Source organism: Candidatus Nitrospira bockiana (genome assembly GCF_965152565.1).
Genome location: NZ_OZ224215.1, coordinates 1,610,899 through 1,637,448, shown reverse-complemented (window position 1 = coordinate 1,637,448; position 26,550 = coordinate 1,610,899). Strand labels below are relative to the sequence as shown.

Here is a 26,550-nt window from a genome sequence, read left to right as displayed (position 1 = left end):
AGTCTGTTAGGTCCGTTTGGTCGGTTCTATCCGTAACAGGAACCCAAAAAACGGCCGTACCTAACGGGCCAAAACGGAATGAACGGACTCAACGGACCTAACTGACCTAACAGACCCAACGGACGCACGATGCTCGACTACCTCTGGCTCATCCCGGCCTTGCCGTTGGCCGGCTTCGTCATCCTCGCCGTGTTCGGCGGGCGGTTGACCCGCCGGGCCATCGCCTGGGTCGGGGTCGGCGCCGTGGGCGCCTCCGCCCTCGTCACGGGGCTCGTCGCCGCCGCGTTCCTCAGCGCCCCGCCCGCCTGGAACCGTTACAGCCAGACGCTCTGGACCTGGATGAGCACGTCGGGCTTCGCCCCGTCGATCGGCTTTCATCTCGATGCGCTCTCGCTGGTCATGATCGTCGTGATCACGTTCGTCGGGTTCCTGATCCACCTGTATTCGTCGGAATTTATGGCCCACGGGAAGGAGCCGGTCTCGGCCGGCTTGGGCCACGGGGAGGGAGCGCGTCCCGGCGCGCTCGGGGAGTTGGCGGGTGAGACGGCGGGTGAAACTGACGAAGGTTACCGCCGCTTCTTCTGCTACATGAACCTGTTCGTCGCATCCATGCTGACGCTCGTGCTCGCGGACAATCTGCTGCTGCTCTACCTCGGCTGGGAAGGCGTCGGCCTCTGCAGCTATCTGCTCATCGGGTTTTGGTACACCGAGCCGGCGAACGGCCGGGCCGCTCAAAAGGCGTTCATCGTCACCCGGCTCGGCGATACGGCCTTCGCGATCGGCCTCTTCCTGCTGTTTGCCCACTTCGGGACGCTCCACATTCAAGACCTCCTCGCCCGCGCACCTCGGGAGTGGGCCGTGGGCGCCCTTCCCGCCGTCGCCGCCACCGCACTCTTGCTCGGCGGCGCGGTCGGGAAATCCGCCCAGCTTCCGCTTCAGACCTGGCTCCCCGATGCGATGGCCGGTCCGACGCCCGTGAGCGCGCTCATCCACGCCGCCACGATGGTGACCGCCGGGGTCTACCTGATCGCCCGCCTGCACGCGCTCTATGCGCTCGCGCCCGCCGTGCAGCTCGCCGTCGGGGTCATCGGGGCCGCCACCCTGTTGCTCGCGGCCGCCAGCGCCCTCGTGCAACGGGACATCAAGCGCGTCCTCGCCTACTCGACGATGAGTCAGATCGGGTACATGTTTCTCGCCTTGGGCGTCGGCGCGTGGTCCGCGGCCCTGTTCCATTTCATGACGCATGCCTTCTTCAAGGCGCTGTTGTTCTTGGCCGCCGGCGCGGTGATCCTGAGCCTCCGCCACGAGCACGATATTTTCCGGATGGGCGGGTTGCGGCGAGCCTTGCCCTTGACGTTCTGGACCTTCCTCATCGGAGCCGCCTCGCTCGCCGGGCTGCCGCTCGTGACCGCCGGCTTCTACAGCAAGGACCTGATCCTCTGGGAAGCCTGGGCCTCGTCGGCCGGCAGCCGGTGGCTCTGGGCGGCCGGCCTGCTCGGCGCCTTCCTGACCGCGGTCTACAGCTTTCGGTTGGTCTTCTATGTCTTCTTCGGAGAGATGAAGACGACGCCGCACGGGCATCCGGGCTTTCCGATGCGCCTGCCGCTGCTCGTGCTCGCCGCGTTGGCGGTGACCGCCGGCTTCCTCGAGATGCCCGGCTGGCTCGGCCACGTGACCCTCTTCAGCGACTACATGCACACCGCGCTCCCGGCGCCGACGATGGCCGAGGGCGTCGACGCGACCGAATGGCTGGAACAAGCGGCGGTGATGCTCGTCGCCCTGGTCGGTCTCGGGGTCGCCGCGCTGCTCTTCCTCAAGCAGCCGAGGCTCGCGGCCCGGATCGCTCAGGCCCCCGGAGCGGCGGTCGTCTCGCGGCTGGGGTTCGAAGGCTGGGGCTTCGACCGTCTCTACGACCGACTGTTCGTCCGGCCGTTCCTGTGGCTCGCCGCCGTGAACCGCGACGACGTCGTGGATCGGCTGTCCTCCGCCGTCGGCGATGTCAGCCGCCTCGCCTCGCTCCGCCTCCGGCGGATCCAAACCGGCCGCGTGCGTTGGTATGCCGCGGTCATGGCCGGCGGCTCGGTCGCCATGATCGCGTTCGTCTTGTGGTGGTCCACGCCATGATCCTCGTCTGGCTCATCGTGATCCCCCTGCTGGCTGGGCCGGCCGCCTGGCTGAGCGAACGGCGCGGTCGAGCGTGGCCGCGGTGGATCGCCGGTGCCGCGCTCGGCCTCGACCTCCTGATCGCCGCCGTTGCGTGGGCGGGGACGCGCCACGACGCCGCCACACCGGCCGGACGGTGGCTCGCCGAATGGACGGCGGCGTGGATCCCACGTTGGGGCATCACCGTGCATCTGGCCATGGACGGCATCAGCGTGGTGCTGGTCGTCCTCACCGGGTTCTTGGGGCTCATGGCGCTCGTCGCGTCCTGGACGGAGATCCGTGAGCGCGTCGGGTTCTTCCATTTCAACCTGCTGTGGGTGATCGCCGGCACGGTCGGCGTGTTCCTCGCGGTGGATCTCTTCCTCTTCTTCGTCTTCTGGGAAGTCATGCTCATCCCCATGTACTTCCTCATCAACATCTGGGGCCACGAGCACAAGACCTATGCGGCCCTCAAGTTCTTTCTCTTCACGCAAGCCGGAAGCCTCTTGATGCTGATCGCCATCCTCGGGCTCGTCTTCGTGCACGCTCGGCAGACCGGCACGTTGACCTTCGATTATGCGGCCCTCCTCGGGACGCCGGTCTCGCCCGAGACGTCGAAGTGGCTGATGCTGGGATTTTTTGCGGCCTTTGCGGTCAAGTTGCCGGCGTTCCCCGTCCATTCCTGGCTCCCGGATGCGCATACGGAAGCACCAACGGGCGGGAGCGTCCTGCTGGCCGGATTGCTGCTCAAGACGGGCGCGTATGGCCTGCTCCGCTTTGCGATTCCCCTGTTTCCCGAGGCGTCCGACGCGTTCGCCCCCGTCGCCATCGCGCTCGCGGTGATCGGCATTCTCTATGGCGCCGTCCTCGCGTTCGCGCAGCACGATCTCAAACGGCTGGTCGCGTACAGCAGCATCAGTCATCTCGGGTTCGTCCTGCTGGGGCTCTACGCCTGGAACAGGTTGGCCCTGCAGGGCGCCGTCATGCAGATGGTGGCGCATGGAGTCAGCACGGGGGCGCTGTTCATGCTCGTCGGCGCCCTTCAGCAACGGCTCCACACGCGGGACATGAGGCGGATGGGAGGACTCTGGGCGGCCGTGCCGCGCTTGGCCGCCATCGCGCTGTTCTTCGCCATCGCGTCCTTGGGATTGCCGGGGCTCGCGAACTTCGTCGGGGAGTTTCTCGTCTTGATGGGATCGTATCAGGTCACGGTGCTCGGCACGGCGCTGGCGATGGTCGGTATCGTGGCTGCGACGATCTATGCCCTCGCGCTCGTCCAGCGCACGTTCCACGGTCCGATCAGGACGCCGGGCCCGATTCCGGACTTGCCGGCGCCGGCGACCGCCGCCTTCGCCGTGATGATCGCCGTCCAAGTCTGGCTCGGCGTCTATCCGCAGCCGGTCCTCTCCACCGTGGAGCCGGCGCTCGATCGACTCCAAGCCTCGACCGCCTCGGCAAGGATGGTCCAGCGGTAAGCCATGACGGCCGCCGATTTCATCGCCCTGCTCCCCATCGTGCTGCTCGCCGGCATGGCGGTGATCGCCATGGTCCTGATCGCGTTCGTGCGGCGCCACGCCCTTGCGGCCGCGCTGTCCGTCCTCGGGTGTGTCCTGGCCCTGCTCACCCTGCCCGTCGCCTCCACCGCCACACCCCGGCAGGTGACGCCGCTGCTGATGATCGACCGGTACGGGTTGTTGTTCATGGGCTTGATCCTCATCGGCACGGCGACGGTCACCGCCTTGGCCTACGGCTACCTCACCCGGCAGCCCGAGCCGCGGGAGCAGGTCGAAGAGTTCTACGTCTTGCTCCTCCTGGCCGGTCTCGGCGCGGTCGTGCTCGTGGCCGCGGCCCACTTCGTCACGCTCTTCCTCGGACTGGAGCTCATCGGCGTCTCGCTCTATTCGCTGATCGGCTATACCCGCACGTATCGACGGCCGATCGAAGCCGCGGTCAAGTACCTGATCCTGTCGGCGGCCTCGTCGGCGTTTCTGCTCTTCGGCATGGCCCTGCTCTATTTCGAGGCCGGAACGATGGAGTTCGCCGGCCTGGCCCAGGCGCTCGGCACGGGGCAGGTGCACTCCGCCGTCTTCTTCGTCGGGATGGCGATGATCTTCACGGCGCTGGGCTTCAAGCTCGCGGTCGTACCGTTCCATCTGTGGACCCCCGACGTGTACGAGGGGGCGCCGGCGCCGGTGACGGCGTTCGTCGCGACGGTGTCGAAAGGGGCGATTTTCGCCGTGCTGCTCCGGTACGTGATCCTGCTGGATGCGCTCCGCTATCGGCCGCTGTGGCTGCTCCTGAGTGCGATCGCCGTGCTCTCCATGTTCGCCGGCAACCTCCTGGCCCTGCTTCAGCCCAACGTCAAACGGCTGCTGGCCTATTCCTCGATCGCCCATCTCGGCTACCTGCTCGTAGCCCTCCTGGCCGCCGGACCGCTCGCGGTCGAAGCGGTCACGTTCTACCTCGTCGTCTACGTGATCATGTCACTCGGGGCCTTCGGGGTCGTGACGTTCCTCTCGATTCCCGGGGACGATGCGGACGCCCTCGACCGGTACACGGGGCTCTTCTGGCAGCGTCCTTGGCTCAGCGGGTGCTTGATGATCATGCTGCTCGCGCTCGCCGGAATGCCGCTCACCGGCGGCTTTCTGGCGAAATTCTATGTGATCGCGGCCGGCGCCGAGGCCGGCCTCTGGGCCTTGCTCGTCCTCCTCATCGTCAACAGCGTGATCGGGGTCTTCTATTACCTGCGGGTGATCGTCGCGATGGCGGCCGAACCGGCGCCCGGTCGGGTACAGGGAGCCATGGTCGGCCGTGGCGGGACCTGGGCGGGTGTGCTCTCACTCGCCGCGCTGACCATCCTTCTCGTCGCCATCGGCGTCTATCCGGACCCGACGATTCAACTCATCAGGGCCTGGGTGGGCGCGCTGGCCTGAGGCCGGCCGGCACGCAACAACCGCTCAGTGCGCGGTGTGCGGGATCGCTCGCTTTCAGCGTGCCGACCTGCCGAACTTCTTGTTTTTTCGTGGCCGGCGTTCGGTATCGGCCTTGCTCATGCCATCTGCCATGAAGCACTCGGCCGGATTCATCCTCGCCCTTTTTCTCTTCGCGCCCACCACTCATGCGATCGCCGCATCGGACGGCTCCGAGGATCCCCGGACGGCGATTCAGTTGGAACGGACGGCCGTCTTCTACTTCGAGTCCGGCAACGCCGTGCTGGCGCAGCCGCTCTTCGAACGAGCCTTGCGCATCCGGGAACAGACGTTGGGCCCCGAGGGCCTGGCGCTCGCGGGGACGCTCCTGCATCTCGGGGAGGTCTATCGAAGCCTGGGAAAGGACGACTTGGCTCGGGCGGCCTTCCAACGCGCGTGGGACATTCGAGCGAAGGTATGGGGAGCGGACCATCCGGCGGTCGTCGCGATTCAGCAGGAATTGGACGCGTTGGCTGAGGCCAAGACCTACGCAGACGCCGCGCCTTGACTCCGCAAAATCTTCGCGACGCGCTTCGCGCTATTCGATGGTGAAATTCATCGCCATGCCTTTCGCGGCATGGGACAGCGGGCTGCTGGGGTTCGGGAACAAGCAGATCATGCCATAGCGGCCGGGCGGCAAGGTCACGGTGAAGAGCGCTTCGGCCCCCGGCTCCAACCCGCTCACGCCTCCGACCAACCGACCCGGGAGCGCACGTCGTGCATCGGGCTGGAACGCGGCAATCACATCCGCGTTCGACGCGTCCCCATCAAAGCGAACGACGCTCACCGTGTGCGGCTGCTTCCCACGGTTGACGACATGGAAGGTATGAGTCCCGGCGACCATCTCTTCGAGGACGGTCAACTCGAAGTCCGTCAGCACCAAATGATAGTTCCCAGTCAGAGTCGGGGCCGGAGCGGCCCGGTCGACCACGTGTAACGGCTTCTGCATCCCGAGCGCGACGTGCGGCCGGCCCTGCCGGTCGGGAATCAGACACACCACGGCATAGGAGCCGGGCTCCAGATACACGGCGGCTTCCGCCTCCCCTCCGGCACTCACACCGTTCGGTCCTCCCATCTGCTTGGCCCACCCGGGAATCTGGACGAAGCTCAGGTGAAGCGCCGACAGCACATCGTCGGAACGCTTGCCGTTCGCCAGCTTCAGCAATTGCACCTGATGCGGCTCCTGCCCCTGGTTCTGAATCCGAATGACGGTGAGGCCGGCAGGAAGGACATCGGGGCCTTGGAACCCATAGTCCCTGGCATAGAAGGTAGCGACGGTAGGCGGCGCCAAGGTGGATCGGCTACCGTCTTCGACGTGGGCGCATCCGCCGACCGCCACGAAGAGCAACGCGATCAGCACGCGCGCGGACACTCGTTCGGCAACCATAGCGTCCTCCCATTCGGTGCCTCGCGGAATCCTTCGCCTCCTCAGCGGGGCTGCGACCGGATTGACACGCTCTTCTTATACGCCCTTTCAAAAACCGGAACAAGCCGTGACGATGACACAGGGAACGGGGACGGCCCGACCGGCTCAGCGCTAACCTCCACGGCCGTCAGCTCTTTCGGCTGGTCTTGGCCATCACGCTGCTGATCAACTGCTCCATGCGGTGACTATGGCACGAGGGGCAGCTCACGACGCCCTTCTCATGGTCCCTCAGCGTCAAGCTCACCTCTGATTCCTTGCCGCAGTCCAGGCATTTGTACTCATACGTCGGCATGGCGGCACCTCCTCACTCCGAAGAGGGATTGGAGACTACCGAGAAGAGTAGTGCCGCCGCCCGGGCGTCGGCAAGACCGAAGGATGTATTAGGTACTCCGCCCGCCGGCCTCCGGCAGGTGGCTTCGTGACTGCAGGCCGAGACCCCGCGCTCCTCTCCCCCTTCCCGCCACGGAGGATGGTAGAGTACACGGAGCACGGGTAGTCTCTGGAACCGGAGGAGAGCCATGGCGATAGCGGGCAAGCCACGCACCCTGGACACGCGACGAATCGGATCCCTCGACGTCTCCATCGTCGGCCTGGGCTGTAACAATTTCGGCAGGAAGCTCGACGAGCAGGCGACGACGGCGGTAGTGCACGCCGCACTCGACGCCGGCATCACGTTCTTCGATACGGCGGATATCTACGGTGAGACCAAGAGCGAAGTGTTCCTCGGCCGGGCGCTCGGCAAGCGCCGTGACGACGTCGTCATCGCCACGAAGTTCGGCATGGCGATCGACGATCGGCGCCGAGGGGCGCGGCCCGAGTACGTTCGGCAGGCCGCGGAGGACAGCCTCCGCCGCCTGAGCACGGACCGGATCGATCTCTATCAGCTCCACCAGCCCGATCCCGCAGTCCCGATCGCCGAGACGCTCGGCGCCTTGGACGACCTCGTCCGTGCCGGGAAGGTGCGCGAGATCGGGTGCTCCAATTTTTCGGCCGATCAGATCCGCGAGGCGGAGGCGGCGGTTCGCCCGGGCGCCGCCCGATTCGTCAGCGTGCAGAACGAGTACAGTCTGTTACACCGAGACCCGGAGCGGGACGTGCTGCCGGAGTGCGAGCGCCTGGGATTGGCCTTCCTCCCCTACTTCCCCTTGGCGAGCGGCCTGCTCACCGGGAAGTATCGGCGTGGGCGGCCGGCACCCGCTGGGAGCCGACTGGCCCCCGGCGGCCGCTATGCGGACAGCCTCAACGACCGCAATCTCGAGCTGGTCGAGTCGCTCCTTGAGTGTGCGGCGACTCGTGGCCACAGCCTGGTCGATCTCGCCGTCTCCTGGCTGCTCGTGCGCCCGAGCGTCGCCTCGGTGATCGCCGGAGCCACCTCGCCTGAGCAAGTGAGGATCAACGCGGCTGCCGCGAGCTGGCAACTCTCACCCGCCGAGCTGGCCGAGATCGATGCGCTCCTGAAAGACGCGGTTTGAGCCTTCCGTGTCCTTGCGCTGATCGTCCCTGCCCGACTGATCGCTTGCCGGCCCTCACTCGATCCACCCGCTTGCAGTGAGCTGCGCACGCCGAGATTTCGGCATGTGACGAGCCGTCGCCTGCCGGGCTCGTCACTCCCCGCCTCTGCTCTCGCTCGTGCACCCGCGGGCCGTCAAAATCCAACGCCCTTGCCATGAGTTCGAACGACCGCTGCTTCCCGGCGTTCCTGGAACGATCTATGCCATGGAGATGGCCACGATCGGACCGTACGGAGACAGGGTCCTCTCAAGGCCGACGGGAACGCCATGAACGACGCACTTCTTTTCTTGACGCAGTATGGGACCGTGGTCCTCTTTGCCGTCGTATTCGTCGAGCAGATCGGGCTGCCGCTCCCGGCCATCCCCGTACTGATCGCCGCCGGCGCCCTGGCGGGGACCGGGCATATGAGCCTCTGGACGGCGATCGGGGTCACCGTCGGGGCGGCGCTGGCGGCGGACTGGATCTGGTTCGAGCTGGGGCGACGGCGCGGTCGCCGGGTTCTCGGGTGGCTCTGCCGCATTGCGCTCGAGCCGGATTCCTGCGTGCGGAAGACCGAGCAGTTCTTCGTCAAGCATGGCCCGCACTCGCTGGTCCTGGCGAAGTTCGTTCCGGGCCTGAGCACGATCGCCCCGCCCCTTGCCGGCATCGTGGGGTTGGGGATTCCTCTTTTCCTGCTCTATGACACGCTTGGGGCGGTAGTCTGGGCCGGCTCGAGCATCGGCCTCGGCTATGTCTTCAGTGATCAGATCGAGCAGGCGGTGGTCTATGCGGACCAGGTGACGCCGGTGGTGATGGCGGCCGGCATCATTGCGCTGGGCGGCTATGTCTCCTTCAAAGCCATCCACCGCCGGCGCCAGCTTCGTCGCGTCCCTCGGATCACCGCCGGAGAACTGGTACAGATGCTCCGGACGGTGGACCCTCCGCTCCTCATCGACGTGCGGCCGCACGCCGCCGTCGCTGCGGCGCCAGGCATCCCCGGCGCGCTCCACCTGCCCCTGGAGGAGCTGGCGGCTCGCCATCGTGAGCTCCCACGACACCGTGAGCTCATCCTCTATTGTGGCTGCCCGGAAGATGCGGCGAGCGCGGACGGCACCCTGCGCCTCCACAAGCTGGGATTCACGCGAGTCCGGCCCCTGGCCGGTGGACTCGATGCGTGGCAGGCACAACAGGCGGCGCCGCTCCGGACCGCGCATGGGGTTGTGGAGAACGACGGGCCCATTCCGCGGCGCATCCGACTCGTGTGGTGATTGAGCCCGGTTTTGATCGTCCGGTGTGGCTTGACGTGCAGTGGGCGAGGTCTTCGATCCAGTCATCCTGAGAATTCGCGGAGAGAAGTCAAGTTTGAGATACGTGACCGTATGCTCGCGATTCCATACCCATGGAGGCCGACAATGCTTTCATCGAAACCCACTCAAAACAGGTCGCAGGTCACGGCGCTCGTCTTCGTTGCACTGATGCTGTGGCTCGCGCTTGTCTTGTTCCTCGGTGCACGCGGGAGTTTTGCCGGAGCACCGGGAGCTTGGCCGCTTCCGATCCTCGTCAGCGTCACCACGCCGCTTCTGGTCTTCCTTGCCGCATTCCGGGTGTTCCATACCTTCCGAGAGTACGTTTTGAGCCTGGACCTTCGGCTTCTGACCGGAATCCAGGCGTGGAGATTCGCCGGGCTGGGGTTTCTCGCCCTCTCCACGCACGCGGTGCTGCCCGGTGTCTTCGCGTGGCCCGCAGGCCTTGGCGATATCGCCATCGGACTCACTGCGCCATGGATCATGCTGACCCTCATCCGTGTGCCCGGCTTTGCAGCCACGCGACTCTTTGTCATCTGGAACCTCCTTGGGATCTTGGACCTTGTTGTGGCGGTGAGCACAGGTGCAATCGCGTCGACCATGGCGACCGGTGACATCACGACTGCTCCGATGGCTCAATTGCCGCTCGTGCTGGTCCCCGCGTTTTTCGTCCCATTGTTTATCATGCTGCATCTGACCGCGCTTGTTCAGGCACGACGCCTGATGATGCCGAGGCACGCAAGCCAACAGTCTGCATCCCTCGCCGGCCGGCCATGCGCACGCGCAACCGCGTAGCCGGTATTCATCCGCACGATGTCGCTTGCTTGTGGACGGATCACGAACTGTGACAGACGGGCGATCGGCGCCCGAGTAGGACGACCGCCTACATCACGCGGGATGCAAGCTGGTTAAGATAGCGCTGCTCCTGAACTGTTCACCCTGCTCCCGCAAATGGTGTTTCTTCTCGGCGCTCCAAGACTTTCTTTGGCGACGTTGAGTCGTCTAAGGAGGCGAACATGGAACATCTGACGAAAGACCGCCGGCAGCAAGACGGCCGTCGCCTCGGGCTTATCGGAACACCCTTAGTCGTCTGGCTCCTCGCAGCCTCCATGCTGCCGGCGCCGTATGCACACGCGAGTCATGGGGGTCATGGCAGTGTCGCGAGTGAGGACAGCCATCGTGCGCCGATGGGCTCCGGGTACCCGATCCCGGGGGCCTCCTTTCGTGTCTTCCTCGATCGCGGGCCGCACGCGGAGGGCGCGAACCTGGATGCGGGGCAGGCCGAAGCGGCGGCTCAAACCGTCGTCGATGCCTTGACGCTCATGATGCAACGGCGGAGCGACTTTCCGCGCTTCGATGAAGCGGTGAAGAAAGAGCTCGTCGAAAGCGTCGTCATCGAACCGACGGTCGTGAATCGAGAGGGGAAGGAGTTTCCGTTTTTGGTGGCGCGAACGAAAGACGCGGGCCGGGTCAAGCTGCTGATCAGCGCTTCGTCGCTGGAGGAGAAAGGATACTTGCGCCATCCCGATCGGCTGGCGCCGATCTTGGCCAGAGAGTTTCAATGGGTCGTGAGTAAAGCCGATACCTCACCGAAACCCACAACGGTCTCCGCCGCACGAGACGTCGCGCATGCGCCGATCCGGACCGACAAAGAAATCCGCGAGATGTCGGGAGAGGAGCGCAGCCAGGTCCTTCAACAACTGTTCGACACCTATCTCACCACAGTCGACGACTACAAGAGCCTGGACGGCCGACCGTTCTATGAAGTCGGAACCACCACCCTGCTTCCGCCGGCTCAACCCGACTCGACGACGAAACACTACGACATTCGCGTCCGGGAAGCGCTCCAGAAGATCGTGCGGGAGCCGTCTTTCATGGACCAGACCCCGCGGGCGGTCAGAAGCCTGTTGAACGGAAAAATTTGGAACGTGGCGTTTGTGAACATCGAGCAACGGGACTGGGCGACGCGCACGCGCGTGCTTCCGCAAGACAAAGCGGTGTCGGTGGGAGCGCGCGAGCACAAGATCCAACCGGCCAGTATTTTGGTGAATGTCTATCGGACGGCGGCGCCGGATGACCCTTTTTATCGAGAGACCCAGGGGCTCCCGATGGGCGCGCTCTCGGCCGATCAACTCGCCCGCGTCATCGCATTGGAAATTGAACACAACATCACCGAGAAATCCATGACGGGCCACGTGGCGCAAGATGCCGCCACCGCGCCCAAATGAATCATCACCATCGTCGGATTCGTCACGTCTCCGGCACACCCGTCTGGCACAGAAACGCTCATCACGGGGCCGCTTGAGCTCGATCACAGATCGTCCCCGCGCATGAGAAGTGGCATCGAGGAGTTCACGACGGATCATGAGTCGGTGTCCAGCACACTCCACGGCGGTATCCCTGTTGATTGAGGTCGGGTCATAGGCAGGCTGCGGGCACCGGCATCGAGGAGCTGGAGGCATATATGAGACCAGACGTACAAATAGGGGCTCCCTTTCCAGATTATGAGCTTCCGGATCACACAGGACGTCGACGGAAGCTCTCCGATCTTCAAGGCATCGACCCCATGATTCTCGTCCTCTCCCGCGGTCATTACTGTCCGAAAGACCGCCGTCAAATCCGTCCGGATTGGGATATCACCACACCCGAGCTTCGTGACGCGTGGGCACGGGACAGCAGGCGGACGGAATTGTTTTATCCCTATGGCAAGACAATGGCGGAGGTCTTCAAGTCATCGGGATAGATTCCCCTCCAGTGATTCATCGGTCCTAACGTTGAGACGATAAGGCTTCCCATGGCGATTGAGCTCAATCACACGATCGTGCCGGCGCGTGACAAAGTGGCGTCGGCGCAGTTCTTCGCGAGGATCTTTGGCCTGCCGTTCGACAAACAGGATGTCGGCTATTTCGCGCCGGTCCGGGTGAACGACAGGCTCACGCTCGATTTCGACGACGACGTGGATCGTATCGATACCCATCACTATGCGTTCAAGGTGAGCGACGCGGAATTCGACGCGATCTTCGGCCGAATTCAGGCGGAAGGTATTCCATACGGGAGCGAGCCGCATGATCGGACCAACATGACCATCAACCATCGCGGTGGCGGACGCGGCGTCTACTTTTGCGACCCCAACGGGCATATCCTCGAGCTGCTGACGGTGGGGTAAGGTCGCTGAAGTTGCCGACCGAGCAAGGAGGGATTGGCCATGGCCGTCAAACCCATCCCCGAATGGCCTCTCACACCGTCACGCCGGTGCTGACAGACCGGGCAAGGTCCGCACGAAGCCGACACTCTGTCCTCGATCATCAACTCTTCCGCCTCTTGCCTCTGGCTTCTGGCTTTCGGGGCTTCCCTCAACGTCATGAGGACTGGGTTGGGTGCTTTACTTTTCAGTGCTAAGGTAAAGCCTCCAAAAGGAGGGTGTGATGTCTGTTCAGCGGCTCAGCAGTAAAAACCAGATTGTCATTCCAAAAGAAGCTCGGCAAGCGATGGGCGTAAAAGGCGGCGATGAGTTGCTCATTGTCGTCAAGGATGAAATCACGCTGGTGATGCCCAAGCCCAAGCGGTATGCTCGGACGCTCCGCGGACTTGCCAAGGGCACGTATCCGTCGGGCTACCTGAAGCGAGAGCGCCGCTCGTGGTAGAGGCCTCCACGCCAGGTCTTCCTGCCAAAGGCGAACGCATCGGCCTTGACACCAACCTCTTCATCTATTTTCTCGCAGACCATCCCCGATACGGATTATGGTGCGCGTCCTTGTTCGACCTGATCGACGAGGTCATAATCCCGCGGTGACATCGACCGTCACGCTTCTGGAATTGCTGGTCCAGCCCTATCGGGAACAGAAGGAGGATCTCGCACAGAGAATCTTTGCGCTCACCAGTACCTACCCTCGAATTGAGGGGTTCCCGTCACAATGAATGTGGCAGATGGAGCAGCCGAACTTCGTGCACGCTATCGCCTCAGCACTCCGGATGCGATTCAACTGGCCACGGCCATCAACCGCAAGGCCACACGCTTTTATGGGAATGATCGAGGTCTGCGCCGGGTGAAAGAGATTGAATGCCTCATTGTGGATGAAATGACGTAATCTAAATCTGCGAGGCGCGTTGAGCTCTTTAATCCGAAGCATGCGGTCATCCGCGGCGGCCCCTCTCCTCAGTACAGCGCAACTCCAGAACAAATCGGCTGTTCGGTGCTGAAACCGGCAGTCAGTAGGCTCGGTACTCAGAGAAGCTGATCGCTGTACCGATGCCGGGAGGCTGGGTGTTCGTAGCCCATCCTGCGCAGCGACGAAGAATTGGTGCCGGTATGATCGCCTGCGAGTTCATGGGCCTTTCCCCGGTCATCTCGGCGCTTGACGGCATCCGGCATCGTATGGTGTCCTCCCTCATGAATAGGTCCAGATGTCATCAAGGAGCTCACCGATGAAACGAGTGTTGTTGGCGGTCCTGATGATCGGTGTCATGTGGCGCAGCGCGGCGGCGCAGTCGCCCGACATGGAGTTTACGCCGGGCCCACGGATGATCCGGGCCATCGAGCGGATCGCAGGATCCTATGCCCACATAGGCCGCACGCTGGGGCTGACGGCGGAGCAGAAGGAGGCCATGGCCCGTCTCGTGCAGAGGATGAAGACCGACATGTGGATGAAGGAGGCGGTGCTGGTCGGGATGTTCCAGGAGCTGGAGGAGAAGCGCCGGCACGGCCTGTTGCAGGACAACGAGTACCGCATCGCCAATACGCTGACCGGAGGGATAGAGACCGACGAGCTCAACCTCTTCATCGACACGCTGATCAGTCTCCGCGGGCTCCTCACCGCGGATCAGCAAGCCAAGCTTCATGAGGCCCCGCGTCCGACCATAGCGTTTCGGCTCTCGCAAGGATTCAACACGAGAATCGGCTTGATGTCCCTGGAGGGCATCGGACGGGTCTACAACGGCTACCGCGACGACCTGCGTTTGAGCGAGGCCCAGGCGCGAGCCATCCAGTCGTTGCTGGAAGGCGCGCGACGCGAGGTGCTACGGCTGGGCACGGAGATCGACCTCAGCCGCGTCGAGGCCGACGAGTTGGTGATGCGGCTGGACGCGGACCCCGAGGTCATCCGCGCCAAGATGCAGAAGACCGGTGAGACGGAAGGGGTGCTCTTCAATACACTGTTTACGGTCGCCGACCAGATCGATGCGCAGTTGACGGCGGAGCAGCGAACGAAACTGGCCGAGCTGAAACAGAGCCGTCAACGCCATGCGGCGAACAGGGAGCAGAACCGCCATGCACCCGCTGCACATGGAGAGTCTCGGGGCCCCGCAGCCGCCCCGGCCTTCGATTATTTCTTGGACCAAACCGATCGGCTCGGGCTCATGCCGGAGCAGGTCGCGGCCTTGGTGGCCGCGAAGAACGAGACGAGAAAAGCGGTATTGATCGAGCAGGCGAAGCTGAAGGCGGCGGAGCTCGAGCTTCTGGGGCTCCTTCGCAACGGCGAGACGCCGGTATCCGAGGACAAGATCGCCACGGCGGTTCGAGGCCTTGAACAGATTCGGAGCCGAATCACTCAGGTGAAGGCCCTCGGGTATCTGAAAGCGCGGGAGATACTCACCCCAGAGCAGCAACAGCGCGTACATCCTCCGCAGACGTTCGAGGACGACCGATAGTCGCGATCCTCCGCAACCCGAACGCCCCTGCCCGCCCGCCATGATTTGCCTATCGGCACACGGTCAAATCCGTCATGCGCTACCGGCTTCGCGCTGGGTCGTTTGATACGCGTGGCTGCACGATAGTGATGCTCCTTGCGGGCCCGGCCACCGCGCCTCAATCCTCCTGATGCGATCCGACAATGGGTTTGGTTTCTTGATGGTGATCCCCTTTTCGCTGGCTTGAGCCTCTTCCTCTTCCGAGGTGATGTCAAGCCGCTTGTGTAAATTCCTGAAGGGTGTGCTGACGCCACTGCAAATTAAACCGGTTGAAGATCGAGTAAATAATCCGCTCCACACTCTGGACATTGACAAAGCAGACCATCGGGCGCGTCCGCCGACGCACTTCCACGAAGCAGCGTTCGATGGCATTGGTGGTGCGCAGCTTGCGCCGCAGTCGCGGAGGACAACTGAAGAACGCCAACAACTCGGGCAGATCCGCCAGCACCCGCGCGACCACGGTCGGATACGCGGCCTGCCAGTGCCGAGCGAACGTGCGGGCGGCGGCCTCCGCCTCCCGCCGATTGGGGGCCTGATAGATCGCCTGCACGGCGGCCTTGACGGCCGCATGATCCCGGCGCCGGACACGCCCGAGTACGTTGCGCAGCTTATGCACCCAACACCGCTGATGCGGGACCCTGGGGTAGACGGTCTGCACGGCGGCCGCTAACCCCGGACAGCCATCCGTCACGACGAGTTGCAGGTGCCGGCCCTCCAGGCCGCGCCGGTAGAGATCCTGCAATAAGCCCTCCCACGCTGCTTGGCTCTCGCCCCGGCTCCGGGTAAACGCCAGCAACTGCCGGGTCCCATCGGCCCGGATGCCGTAGGCGACTAACAGCTGGACGCGCTTGCGGCCGCTGGGGCGTCGGACGCGCAGGCTCACCCCGTCCAGAAACAGATAGCGCCAGTCGTCGGTCAGGGGCGCCTGATGAAACTGGGCCACGGCGTGGTCCAACGCCCGACTGAGGCGCGAGACCGTTTGGGCACTGACCGGCTCCTCCGTGAGCAACGCGATGAGGCGCCCCGCGGGCCGCGTGCTGATCCCGCGTAAGAACGCTTCGCGGATGAGCAGGGTCACCTCCGGCGCACGCCGCTGCAGGCGCTGGAGCCCCCGCGGCAGGAACGCCTGTCGCCGCGTCCGGGCCACGCGGACGCGGAGCGTCCCGAACACCGTCACGACCTCTCGTTCATAGAAGCCGTTGCGATAATCCGGCCGGCTCGCGTCCCGCTCATACTCCCGCACCCCCAGATACCGATCCCGCGCCTCGACCGAGAGTCGCTCCAGGCTGCGTTGCCACACCTCCCGGGTGTGGCGATGCAGATCGCCCCAGAACTGCTCGCGGACGTCGCTCATGAAATGTTGAAACTGCTCGGTCCACGGTGCTAGCGTGCTCATGGGTGTAAGCCCTCCGTTGTTGGAGAATGGGTTTGCCTGGACAGCGACCCAGCTTACACCCTTCTTCTTTTACACACACAACGTTACATCACCCTCTTCCGAGCCGGCGTTGAAATGGGCGGCGTCTTGGTCCATACTGGGTTCTCCTTTCTTGCCGCTTGCCTCGCCCCCACCCCAAAGAGAGGCGCATATGCCCGCTGGAGCGCTGATCGACAGGATCCTGGGCCGGATGCCGCAGTCCCTCCCGCTCCAGTACGGGGCGGCAGCCTTGGCCGTCATCGGAGCAACGGGGCTTCGACTCCTGTTCAATCCCTTGTTAGGCGACACCGTGCCTTTCATCACGTACTTTTTCGCGATCACGGTGGCGGGATGGGCCGGAGGTGCAGGCCCCGCGGTGTTCGCCGTAATCGGGAGTGCCATCGCCGCCATCTATTTTTTTTACTTGCCGCCGGTCCATACACTGGATCCCCATGCACTGACCGCCCTGGCCATCTTTATGGCGATGGGGGGCTTGATTGCCGTCACCTGTGAAGCCATGAAGCAGGCGCAGCGGCGCGCCGAGCAGCAGGCTCGACTGTTGACGGAACATGGGCGGTCACTCGAGCGACACATGGCCGAGCTGACCCAGCACAAACAGTCGTTGGACAAGAGTGAGCGGCGGCTCGCCCATGCCCTCGATGCGACGGTCGAGGGATTGTGGGACTGGAACATCCGGACCGGCGAGGTCTTCTTCAGCCGCCGCTGGATCGAATCCTTGGGGTATTCCGCCGACGACGTGCCGCCGCATATCAGCTTCTGGGAAGACATCGTTCACCCCGACGACATGCTTAGGCTGCGGGCAGCGCTGCAGGCTCACTGGGAGGGCCACACGCCCATGTATCAGTGCGAGAACCGGCTTCGGATGAAAACCGGCGAGTATCGATGGAATCTTGATCGAGGGAAGGTCGTGGAGCGGGATGCGGAGGGCAAGCCGCTTCGGATGGTCGGAACCGACACGGATATCACCGAGCGCAAGCAGGTGGAGATCATGTTACGCGAAAGCGAACAACGCCTCCGGGCCATGTTCGATCAAGCTGCCGTCGGGATCGCTCTCGTCGACGCCAAGGGCCGGTTTCTCGAGACCAACGACAAGTTGTGTGATCTGCTCGGCTATGGTCCGAACGAACTGCATGAGCTGACGTGCGCGGATCTGACGCACCCCGACGACCGGCCGAAACACTGTGCGCTCATGAAGGGGCTCGTGGGTGGGGACAACCGCGACTATGTGGCCGAAACCCGGTATATCCGCAGGGACGGTTCGGAGACCTGGGTCAACGTGGCGATGGCTGCGCTTCTCCGGCGCGATGCCCCACCGGAGAAGCTCGTGGCGATCATTCAGGATATCGACGCCCGCAAACGAGCCGAACAGTTGTTGCACGATGGTGAGACCGCACTGCGCAAGACCGTGGCGGACCTCGAAGCCTCGCGCTCCACTCTCCAGGACAAGGTCCACGAGTTGGAAATGTTCCATGACCTGGTCGTGGGCCGGGAGCTCAAGTTGATTCAAATGGAGAAGGAAGTACAGAAATTGCGCGCGGAGAGGACCCGTTCTCAGCAACGAGAGCGCTCGTGAGCAGATTCAGGGTCAGGTCATGCATCACGACATCAGTACTGAATGCGACTGGGTTCTGGCCTCGCCGCTGGCACGCTCGGAGCTGCACGTTGGATTATGACAGAAGGAAAAGACAGGCCCGGGTCTCGCAACTAGCAAATTGGCATCGCGGACGTCACCCGCATGCTGCCCGGTCACTCCCCTCACTCAGTGATGAGATCCCCCGCCGCCATGGCTTCTTCTCTCGCTGGCTTCCAGCCCGATCCCGTTCATCGCTCGAAAGAATGCGCGGGCAACGGAGCCGCTTTGGCCATGAACACGCTCCGCTCCTAGCGGAACGTGCACGTGGCACGCGTGAGTTGCCCGAATTGCCGACCCTGCCGCCCGCGACAACTCCATTCACACAGCGGTGGTTCACCGACGAGCGGTGAGATCAGCGACGTCGGTGAGTTCGAGCCGCTCGCCCGATGCGCCGGCTTCTTCAGGCGCACTCTCGATCCCGAACGGTTCCCGGCGAATCTCGTTGCCGGTTCTGCTTCGATAGACCAGCTCGTCGGTCTCGAGATCATATTCGGGAATCTCGGCACTCTGCCATCGCTGTACGAAGTAGTGGGAATAAAGCGTATAGAGACCGTGGAGCTTGCGGTTGTGCCGAAACACGTACTCCGGCATGGTCTGCACGTCGAGGTCGGCATGGTAATGCTGCAGCCAGAGGTAATCGCCGAGGATCACCATCTTGATCAGCGGCGGGTCGGAGTACAGCTTGAGTTGGACGGCCTTCCCCATGGCCTTCAACCGCTTGAGCAGCCCGATGCTTTGCCGGACTTCATCCCGGAAGGCGGCCAGTGTGTATTCGGGGTGGCCGATGGCCAGGATGCGCGCACTCGCCTCTTGGCCGTAGGGGTTCACGAGGAGAATCTTCGCACCGACGCATTTGTCGAGGACCGAGGAGAGGCTCCCCACTTGATCGACAAAGGTGCTGGAGCCGCTCGACCCTATGACCATGATGGTGCGTCCAGTACCGTGTTCCTCCTTCAGTTGTTTGATGTGCCGCTGAGCTTCACGCGCGCGACGAGGGAAAAAAGAGACCAGCCCGGCTCCGATCGCCACTCGGGACAGGCGACGGTCCCGGATGCCGCGGTGGATGTAGTTCAGGCTGACGATCAGCAGAATGGCGACGGTCAGCTCCACGGCGATGAGTGAGAACTTATCATGCTCGACTCGTGACCACACCGATAAGAACTGCCTCGCGCCGGCCGGCAGTAACAGTGCAATGCCTGCGCTGAGCGCGACGACGAGAATGTGATAGAAAGTTCCTGCCGAGTCACGAAAGAATCCTCGAACTTTGGACCACGATTCTTGAATCAACGATTCACCTCTTTATGTTGAACGGGACGATCCACAACCGTGCGGGGCTGATGCCAAGAAAGAGATCTTCTCGATCGGCTCAGTGGGCACGCGATGGGGTGGGAATAAAAAAATCGCGTAAGAGTCCATGATGTCCAAGGGACGGCTGCCCCGAGCTCAGGAGGTCTTACGCGATGGAGAGTCGACCCTAGCAGAAATGCCCGGGTGAAGCAACAAGAACAACAGCGAGATGAGACCGGGCCGGCGGGGCGCCACATGGTTGGAGCCCCGCGAACCCGTTATCGCGATCCCTGGGACCGGGGAGACCGTGACGGAGCGGTCGCTCCTCTACTGCGAGGGGTTCTCGCTGCCGACTTTTTTTGCTGAGGGGCTCGCTCTCCGGGCACCTCGCCACCGCCTGGTCGCCTTGCCTTGACCTTCTTGCCTTGTCCCTTCTTGCCTGGCTGCGCCATCGTTCACTCCTTCAGGCCTGTCTCGCCCGTTTGATCCTCGTGTTGATCCGCCGATGTACCGGCCTCGCCCTGCCGCCATTCCGGAGGTGTGTGCTGAGCCATTCGTGCACCAGCCGCTCGATGTCTTCGGCCGCCTCATCGAGCCCGTGGCTTGCTGCGCCATAGATCTGGAGACGCTTCGGTTCATGGGCCAACTGATGGACGTACTGAGAGCTGGCTGAAGCAAGGACGCTGTCCCGCATCCCATGGATCAGAAGGAGCGCACAGTGCCGATTGAGCTCGTTCACGCGATCGGCTCCATAGCTCTGTGTCGCCAGCGTGACCACTGCGCGGGCAAGAGGCGTGGTCGTCGCCGCTTCGATCACGACCGCTCCCCCGAAGGAATGGCCGACGAAGCCGAGCCGCTCGGCTCCGTCTTTTTCCAGAAAGGTCAGGCCTGTCGAGACGTCATGAACGGCCTCTTCCAAGTCGGTGGGGTTTCGAAATCGAATCCGGAGTGATGCGATCCCGTCGGCTTGCAGCCTCTCGGCGAGCCGAGGGTACAGTTGCTTGGCCGGTGTATCCCACCCTCCTCCGACACCACCCACCCAAATGACGGCCGCACGGCTGCCCGGCGCCGCGTACCACCGGCACGCGACCGGCCCGCGCGCACTCGGCAAGGTGATTTCCCGATGTCCCATCCACGCAATTGTAAGCAGACAGCGCACAGCCGCGGCATCGGCCGGCCGGCCGTTGGCATATCCTCGGCGGCTCGCTCGCGATGTCCTGGCATCATGAACTTCGCCCCCGACCGGCTCATTCTCCCTACCATCCCGAGAGGCTCCCGATCACCGCATCTCGCCAAAGGTGCTCGCTTGCCGATCCTCGGACCGCCGAGTCGCGTGCGCTGGTACGGGTAGGCGGCGCTGCGACCAAGGCCACCCAAGAGCCGAGCGCCGTGTGGCTCGATGATGTCCGCTTACATCTGGTGATCCATCCCGCTCGCTGAGCGAGACGATTCGTAGGATGATTTCGTCACTGATGCTGCTCTTACTCCGACTCACAAGGGAAGCCATTGTTTTGTATCATGTGACCGTGAGGTCGAGCGAATGAGCGACGTCCATCGGCGAACGTGCTTCACCATTGACGCGTTGGCGGCCTTCGTGGATCAGCTGACGGCGACCATTGCCGAGCAGCGCTCACCGGAAGTGCTCATCGAGCTCCAGAACGCACTCGAAGAGCTCAAGATCGCAGAAGAGACGCTGCAGGAACAGAATGCCGCATTGGGCGAGGCCCTCGAACGCGCGGAAGCCGAGAAACGCCGTTATCTGGAACTGTTCGAGTTCGCCCCGGACGCGTATTGCGTCACCGACGCGTTCGGCGTCGTCACCGAAGCCAACCGTCCCTTCTGCGAGCTCCTGCAGTGTGATCCCGCACGGGTGATCGGGAAGCCGCTCGCGGTGTTCGCCCCACGAGAAGCCCGCCAGGGCCTCCGCTCCTTCATCTCCAAGATCACACAACAGCCACCAGAAACCTCCACATCGGGCTACCCGCTCGTCTGGCATACGGAATTTACCGTGAGGCAGGACCAGCAAATCCCGGTTTCCGCCCGCTGCAGCGTCAGCAGGGGCAAAGACGATAAGGTCGTGGCGATCCGCTGGCTGCTCCAGGACATCAGCGACCGCAAGCAGGCCGAGCAGGCGGCCAGGCAACTCCAGCGGACGCTGGAAAAGATGGTGGACGAGAGAACGAGGGCGCTACAAGAAAAGGTCGAAGAGCTCGAGACCTTCCATGACGTCGCCGTCGGGCGCGAGCTCCGTTTGATAGAGCTCGAGAAGGAGGTCCAGCGCCGGGCAGCGAACGAATTAAACGGAGGGAAGGCAGGCTAGGACGGTGCGACGTCACCCTGGGTCCGCTCAGCCGTGCCGAGAAGCGAAGCCGAGCCTGATCACCAAGACCCTGCGGCTCACCACCTCCCCTCTCTCATGTAAGGGGACCACCTACGCCAGAGAGAGAGTGATGCCGACTCCTGCGATCCACAGCATGTGGCAGAATAAAGCCGGTACCTTCTCTTGAATAAAGCCGGTACCTTCTCTTAGTGTGGCTCACGGGGCGAAGCTCTACCTGCTCCACCCCCACCGCTCTTCAGATCTCTGATCTCTGCACAACGTTCCCTCACAGCGTAACGGCTAAGAAGCAACACCTCTCCACGCCTGAGAGGTAAACCGGTCTCAGCTCGAGGCTGGCTTCTCTTTTGGCATTCACCGTCAACGCCCTCAGAAAGGATGGTGTCCTATGCGACAGCGGATAATCAGGTCACTCGTTTTCAGCGTCATCGTGATGGCCACTCTGTTCCTTGGCTCTGCGAAGACCGCATTCGCAGTGTCCTTTGGTCCCGATTGTGGTAGTGGCAACTGTTTTGGATCGGTCTATACGTTAGTCAGCCAACTCGTCGGTTCAACCACCACCACGCACACTTATGACTTTCTCCTCTCGGTGAATACGGCCGGTTACAATGGACCAGGGTCCGGGCTCGATGCGGTCGCAATCAAGACGGTCGCGCAAGACAATCACATCGTCGGCACACCATTGCTTCAGTCGGCGCCTTCCTCATTTCCCAGCGCTGGGATCAGTGGATTGAACGCCAATGGCTGCGGAACGGGTGGCAACAGCGGCTTCATCTGCGCTCAATCGACGAACCTCGGCGGCGTTCCTGTTCCCAACGCCGCCGACTACTCGTTCAAATTCCGCACCACCATTGTGAGCGGTGCCCTACTCCCGCAGAACGAGTGGAGCATCAAGGCGCTCTACGTCGATTCGAGCGGCAAGCAGGCCGGCCTGACCTCTGTCACAGGAGCCGTTCCTATTCCCGGAACTCTCCTCTTGTTCGTTGTCCCAATGATCGCTTTGGTGCTCTGGCACTCATACCATCGAGCCAATGCCGTGTGAGTGATCTGTTTCAAGAAGCGTGACGTCGGGATGAAAGGGGACTGCCAACGGCAGTCCCCTTTCTGTTATTCGAGGTCTTTCTTTGGTAACAGTTAGAGTTGCTGAAGAACCGTCTCCGGGCATCCGGCTACCGCCTGTTCGTCTTGCCTCGACCGTGTCTCACTCAACGATCGTGGGACTTGAGTCGTGCCGAGAAGCGAAGCCGAACATAATCGATGGTCCAGCGTCCCTGACTGTCACAGAGAGCCGGCTTGAGAAGATCGACGACTTCTTCACGCGCCGCAAGCTGGTCATGGGGCACTAGCTGCCCCAACACGCTCGGGGCAAAGACTTCGAGCCAGCCATGAAGGTCTGTTGGCAGTGGCGTCGGCCGCGGGAACAGCTCCAGGTGCTCCACCGAGAACCCCGCGGCCTCCAGCTTCTGGAAGTATTCGTCACGGGTAGGGAAATACCACGGTTTGGCTCGCGCCGGGTCAAGGCCCCGGCGGGAGAGCACCGCCCTCAAGGCGACGACAACCGAGGCGACGTTACCATGGCCCCCGAATTCACCTACAAAGCGACCGCCCGACTTGAGCGCGCGCCGGACGCCGTCAAGCACGGCGTCGACGTTCTGCATCCAGTGTAACGCCGCATTCGAGAACACGGCGTCGAATTCCTGGACGAACGCCAACTGCTCCCCACTCATGAGGCGGACGTCCAACCCTCGCGCTGCCGCAGCGGTCAAGAGGTCTGATGCGGTATCGATACCCACGACGTGCGCGCCGGCTGCAACGAGCTTCTCCGTGAGGGCGCCGTCACCACAGCCCAGATCGAGCACGCGCTCCCCGGGTCGAATGTTCAAGAGGTCGAGGAGCGGGCTACCCAGATCGGAGACGAATCGAGCGTGGGCATGATAAGAGGCGGCCGTCCAAGTCTGCGTTCCAGGCGAGAGGCTCTCGTCCTTCATGTCGAGCGTTGAGTTGATGAGGCGCCGCTTCTTGGACCACCATGTGCGGAGCGGCCGGGTGTCAGTAGGATGGGGGAGTGTAAAGCGGGTCTTGATGAAAAGGCGAGCCTTTTGCCGCGTCCAGCAGTGTTCGTGGAGGCTCGTTGATCGTTATTTGTTACTCGTTCTTCGTTAATCGGTACTCAGGAGGTTTCGCCAATAGATCTGTTTCTATCCCCCGAATAACGAATCTCGAATAACGAATAACTATCACCCCCTCACGACCCTCCCCGCTTGCCCTGCATTTCCTTATCGTAGAACTCCAGCATCTGGGCGATCTCGTCTTTGCTCATCCCGTTCTCGACCCATTTGTGGCTCTCCTGCCGCAGCATCTCCTTGGCGACGTCGGGCGACAGCTCCCTGACCTTCGGCAGGAACTTCGTGTAGAAATGCTTCGCCACTTCGTAGAACCCCTGCCAGTGGACATAATCGGGTGCGATTTTCGACAGGCCATGCCGCGCGCGGCGTCCTTCGTGGTGCCACAGCTCGTAGAACACCCATTCGATCTCTTCGTCGAACGGGGTCGGCGTCACCTTCCCGAGCTCTTTCAGGCGGTTCATCGCCGTATTGGCCGGCTTGCCGAACTTCTCGTTGTACAGGGTGATGCCGCTGTCCATCTGCGTGAAGAACCGTTCGACGATTTCCCCGCTGTGACAGGATGAACACACCTGCTTCATGGCGGCTCGCCGCGCCTCGTGGTTCTCGAGCCTGGTCGAGACGACCGGCCGAAGGGTCCAACTGATCCGATCCCCGACGTCATGGGTCGTCTCCTGCGTGCCCGTCGCGCTCATGTGGCACGTGGCGCAGGTGGGGAAGAGATAATCCTTCCCGGGATGCCACTGCTCGGATGGTTTGCCGAGCTTCATCTTGTCCTTGTTCGCGGTGAACAGCATTCCGTGCTTGCTTTCGTAATAGGCCTCGATCTGTGGATGATCGGGCCCCATGTGGCATCGCCCGCAGCTCTCGGGCTGCCGGGCTTGCGCAATGGAGAACCCGTGCCGGGCATGGCAGGCCGAGCAGGTCCCCTTCGACCCGTCCGGGTTCACGCGGCCGATGCCGGAGTTGGGCCAGGTGGACGGATGCAGCTTCCCGTTCTCCATCACCTTGACGACGCTGCCATGGCAGCCCGCGCAGCCCGTCGTGCCGACCTCGGGCCCTTCGACGACGTTGCCGAGAAAATTGTCGAGGGACCCGACGAACTGCGCCGCCTTGGCATGATGGGATCGCGCGAACTCCGACGCCTCCTTGTCGTGACACCGCATGCAGTCCTTCGGCGTGACGAGCGTCGAGATCAACGCGCCCTCGTGCGGATAGGCGTCGGCGTCCCCTTTCTCGGCGCGATGGCACTCCACGCACCCAATCCCTTTCGGCGCATGCGCGCTGGCCTTCCAATCGTTGATGCCCCCGACCGAGACGTCTTTTGCCAGATGGCAGTCGATGCACTTCTTGTTCTCGGCCGAGATGAACGGCCGCAGTCCGCCGCCTCGCCGCTCCTCGACCTGCACATACCCGACGCCCGTCAGCGCCAGGAACAGGACCAGGCACAGCCCGCCGATCATGTAGCGGGTGAAGTTGAGCTTGCCGTTCGGCGCCCCTGCCGCCTCCGCGCGTTCTTCCTCGAATGAATCCGCCACGGCTCCTCCTTGCCACCATGCGCGTTGAGTCCGTTGGGTCGGTTCATTCCGTTTCGTCCGTTAACGGACCTAACAGACCCAACCGACTAAACGGACCCAACACCTTCCTTCACATCCTCGTATCCAGCACCATCAGCACCACGAACACGAGCACGACCAGCGCCGCCACCGCGGCATTCACGACCGGCATGGGCCACCCGCGCTCGGCGAGGACGCGATCGACGAACGGGTAGACGACGAAGAGCCCGGCCAACCCGAGCAGGCTCGAGAGCGCCACCGGTCCGGGCAGCAGCGTGATCCACATGTAGGCCGGCGAAAAATACCAGGGCGGTGAGACGTCCGCCGCGACTTCTTGGGGATTCGCCGGGGGACCGAGCACTGGGGGAAAGATCATGACGAGGTCCACGATCAGGACCAGCAGGCCGACGGCAATCGCCCCCATGATCAGGGTGTGTTCGGGATAGAAGGGATGAAAGCCGCGGCTGCCTTTGACGGTGGCGAAACCCAGGAGCCGGACGATCACGACGTGTCCCAGGACCAGCCCCGCCAGCAAGACCGGAAGCAGCTTCGTGTGCAGGTCGTACAGCCGCAACAGCGTCCCGCCGGAGACCTCCTCGCCGCCGCGCAGGAGATACAAGAGCGGAGCGCCGACGATCGGCAAACTCCCGAGCATGCTGGTCACGACCGTCATGCCCCAGTAGGACACGTTGTCGTAGACTAGGGAATAGCCCGTGAAGCCCATCGCGAACGTGACGAAGAGCACGAGCGAGCCCGACACCCATTTCAGTTCTCCCGACTCCCGGTACGCACGCGTGAGGAACACCCGGATCACGTGAAACAGCAGGAACAGGATCATCAGGTCCACGGAAAACTTGTGAACGCCGCGCACGAACCAGCCGAGGTACACTTCATGCGTGATCTGGTCCACGCTCTCATAGGCCTTCTCGGCGGACGGCACGTAGTAAAAGGTCAGCAGCAGCCCCGTCGTGATCAACACGCCGAACAAGGTGAGCGGAATCGCTCCGAGCGTGTACGGCCACCAGTCGAGATGCTCCGGGAGATCCTTCTGGATGTAGTCGATCAGGGTCTTCTTCTCCGGCCCCTGTTCAAGTGCTTCTGCTTTGGCTTCCGTGGCCACGATTGAATTCTTGTGTTGTTCGGTGGGTCTGTTAGGTCGGT

At 63.0% G+C, this 26,550-nt stretch carries 23 protein-coding genes and 1 pseudogene; 16 read left to right on the top strand and 8 right to left on the bottom strand.

Annotation, left to right across the window (positions count from 1 at the left end; genetic code table 11):
* The first annotated feature begins 129 nt into the window (after window positions 1-129).
* From nuoL to ACWHYV_RS08145, 4 genes are all read left to right on the top strand, one after another.
* A complete protein-coding gene (nuoL, locus tag ACWHYV_RS08160) occupies window positions 130-2,124 on the top strand; it encodes an NADH-quinone oxidoreductase subunit L (protein ID WP_447980151.1) in 1,995 nt (664 codons plus the stop codon).
* The gene (nuoM, locus tag ACWHYV_RS08155) at window positions 2,121-3,617 is read left to right on the top strand and encodes an NADH-quinone oxidoreductase subunit M (protein ID WP_447980150.1); all 1,497 of its coding nucleotides are present in this window, start codon (window positions 2,121-2,123) and stop codon (window positions 3,615-3,617) included. The genes nuoL and nuoM overlap by 4 nt, the downstream gene beginning before the upstream one ends.
* 3 nt (window positions 3,618-3,620) lie before the next feature.
* Window positions 3,621-5,075, top strand: a complete 1,455-nt coding sequence (locus tag ACWHYV_RS08150; protein WP_447980149.1) for an NADH-quinone oxidoreductase subunit N — start codon at window positions 3,621-3,623, stop codon at window positions 5,073-5,075.
* A 130-nt stretch (window positions 5,076-5,205) separates the two neighbouring features.
* Window positions 5,206-5,619: a tetratricopeptide repeat protein gene (locus ACWHYV_RS08145; protein ID WP_447980148.1), complete on the top strand. Its 414-nt coding sequence runs from the start codon at window positions 5,206-5,208 to the stop codon at window positions 5,617-5,619.
* 30 nt (window positions 5,620-5,649) lie between these two features.
* Here ACWHYV_RS08145 and ACWHYV_RS08140 read toward each other — a convergent pair whose 3' ends face one another.
* Window positions 5,650-6,498, bottom strand: coding sequence for a hypothetical protein (locus tag ACWHYV_RS08140; protein ID WP_447980147.1), 849 nt, complete (start codon window positions 6,496-6,498; stop codon window positions 5,650-5,652).
* Between the two features lie 166 nt (window positions 6,499-6,664).
* Complete coding sequence (locus ACWHYV_RS08135) at window positions 6,665-6,829, bottom strand: FmdB family zinc ribbon protein (RefSeq protein ID WP_447980146.1); 165 nt, start codon at window positions 6,827-6,829, stop codon at window positions 6,665-6,667.
* Window positions 6,830-7,055: 226 nt separating this feature from the next.
* Between ACWHYV_RS08135 and ACWHYV_RS08130 the strand changes: the two genes are divergently transcribed.
* The 9 genes and pseudogenes from ACWHYV_RS08130 to ACWHYV_RS08090 all read left to right on the top strand — a co-directional run bounded on the left by ACWHYV_RS08130 (window position 7,056) and on the right by ACWHYV_RS08090 (window position 14,978).
* On the top strand, window positions 7,056-8,009 hold the full coding sequence (locus ACWHYV_RS08130; protein ID WP_447980145.1) for an aldo/keto reductase: 954 nt from the start codon (window positions 7,056-7,058) through the stop codon (window positions 8,007-8,009).
* 306 nt (window positions 8,010-8,315) lie between these two features.
* Window positions 8,316-9,296, top strand: a complete 981-nt coding sequence (locus ACWHYV_RS08125; protein ID WP_447980144.1) for a rhodanese-like domain-containing protein — start codon at window positions 8,316-8,318, stop codon at window positions 9,294-9,296.
* 144 nt (window positions 9,297-9,440) lie between these two features.
* Window positions 9,441-10,127 carry a hypothetical protein gene (locus tag ACWHYV_RS08120; protein ID WP_447980143.1) on the top strand — a complete coding sequence of 229 codons (687 nt, stop codon included), beginning with the start codon at window positions 9,441-9,443 and terminating at the stop codon, window positions 10,125-10,127.
* A gap of 221 nt (window positions 10,128-10,348) precedes the next feature.
* Window positions 10,349-11,560: a hypothetical protein gene (locus ACWHYV_RS08115; RefSeq protein WP_447980142.1), complete on the top strand. Its 1,212-nt coding sequence runs from the start codon at window positions 10,349-10,351 to the stop codon at window positions 11,558-11,560.
* A gap of 236 nt (window positions 11,561-11,796) precedes the next feature.
* Window positions 11,797-11,949, top strand: a pseudogene (locus tag ACWHYV_RS08110) (AhpC/TSA family protein); the annotation flags it as partial.
* A 177-nt stretch (window positions 11,950-12,126) separates the two neighbouring features.
* Window positions 12,127-12,498, top strand: coding sequence for a VOC family protein (locus tag ACWHYV_RS08105; protein WP_447980141.1), 372 nt, complete (start codon window positions 12,127-12,129; stop codon window positions 12,496-12,498).
* A 259-nt stretch (window positions 12,499-12,757) separates the two neighbouring features.
* A complete protein-coding gene (locus ACWHYV_RS08100) occupies window positions 12,758-12,976 on the top strand; it encodes an AbrB/MazE/SpoVT family DNA-binding domain-containing protein (protein WP_447980140.1) in 219 nt (72 codons plus the stop codon).
* A gap of 270 nt (window positions 12,977-13,246) precedes the next feature.
* Entirely contained in the window at window positions 13,247-13,420 is a 174-nt protein-coding gene (locus ACWHYV_RS08095; RefSeq protein WP_447980139.1) for a type II toxin-antitoxin system VapC family toxin, read from the top strand.
* A gap of 337 nt (window positions 13,421-13,757) precedes the next feature.
* Entirely contained in the window at window positions 13,758-14,978 is a 1,221-nt protein-coding gene (locus ACWHYV_RS08090) for a hypothetical protein (protein ID WP_447980138.1), read from the top strand.
* Window positions 14,979-15,228: 250 nt separating this feature from the next.
* Here the strand turns inward: ACWHYV_RS08090 and ACWHYV_RS08085 are convergent, their stop codons facing one another.
* Complete coding sequence (locus tag ACWHYV_RS08085; RefSeq protein WP_447977236.1) at window positions 15,229-16,413, bottom strand: IS256 family transposase; 1,185 nt, start codon at window positions 16,411-16,413, stop codon at window positions 15,229-15,231.
* Window positions 16,414-16,603: 190 nt separating this feature from the next.
* On the opposite strand from ACWHYV_RS08085, the gene ACWHYV_RS08080 reads away from it, so the two are divergent.
* Entirely contained in the window at window positions 16,604-18,025 is a 1,422-nt protein-coding gene (locus tag ACWHYV_RS08080) for a PAS domain S-box protein (RefSeq protein ID WP_447980137.1), read from the top strand.
* 393 nt (window positions 18,026-18,418) lie between these two features.
* On the opposite strand, the gene ACWHYV_RS08075 is transcribed toward ACWHYV_RS08080, so the two are convergent.
* Both ACWHYV_RS08075 and ACWHYV_RS08070 read right to left on the bottom strand, forming a co-directional pair.
* Window positions 18,419-19,372: a hypothetical protein gene (locus ACWHYV_RS08075; protein WP_447980136.1), complete on the bottom strand. Its 954-nt coding sequence runs from the start codon at window positions 19,370-19,372 to the stop codon at window positions 18,419-18,421.
* A 463-nt stretch (window positions 19,373-19,835) separates the two neighbouring features.
* Entirely contained in the window at window positions 19,836-20,504 is a 669-nt protein-coding gene (locus ACWHYV_RS08070) for an alpha/beta hydrolase (protein WP_447980135.1), read from the bottom strand.
* A 408-nt stretch (window positions 20,505-20,912) separates the two neighbouring features.
* On the opposite strand from ACWHYV_RS08070, the gene ACWHYV_RS08065 reads away from it, so the two are divergent.
* Entirely contained in the window at window positions 20,913-21,692 is a 780-nt protein-coding gene (locus tag ACWHYV_RS08065) for a PAS domain-containing protein (protein ID WP_447980134.1), read from the top strand.
* Window positions 21,693-22,098: 406 nt separating this feature from the next.
* The gene (locus ACWHYV_RS08060; RefSeq protein ID WP_447980133.1) at window positions 22,099-22,752 is read left to right on the top strand and encodes a hypothetical protein; all 654 of its coding nucleotides are present in this window, start codon (window positions 22,099-22,101) and stop codon (window positions 22,750-22,752) included.
* A 163-nt stretch (window positions 22,753-22,915) separates the two neighbouring features.
* On the opposite strand, the gene ACWHYV_RS08055 is transcribed toward ACWHYV_RS08060, so the two are convergent.
* The 3 genes from ACWHYV_RS08055 to ACWHYV_RS08045 form a co-directional block, all read right to left on the bottom strand.
* Window positions 22,916-23,698 (bottom strand): class I SAM-dependent methyltransferase, encoded by a 783-nt coding sequence (locus ACWHYV_RS08055; protein WP_447980132.1) that lies wholly within the window; start codon window positions 23,696-23,698, stop codon window positions 22,916-22,918.
* 257 nt (window positions 23,699-23,955) lie between these two features.
* The gene (locus ACWHYV_RS08050) at window positions 23,956-25,371 is read right to left on the bottom strand and encodes a multiheme c-type cytochrome (RefSeq protein ID WP_447980131.1); all 1,416 of its coding nucleotides are present in this window, start codon (window positions 25,369-25,371) and stop codon (window positions 23,956-23,958) included.
* Window positions 25,372-25,480: 109 nt separating this feature from the next.
* Entirely contained in the window at window positions 25,481-26,509 is a 1,029-nt protein-coding gene (locus ACWHYV_RS08045) for a cytochrome b (RefSeq protein WP_447980130.1), read from the bottom strand.
* Window positions 26,510-26,550: the final 41 nt, after the last annotated feature.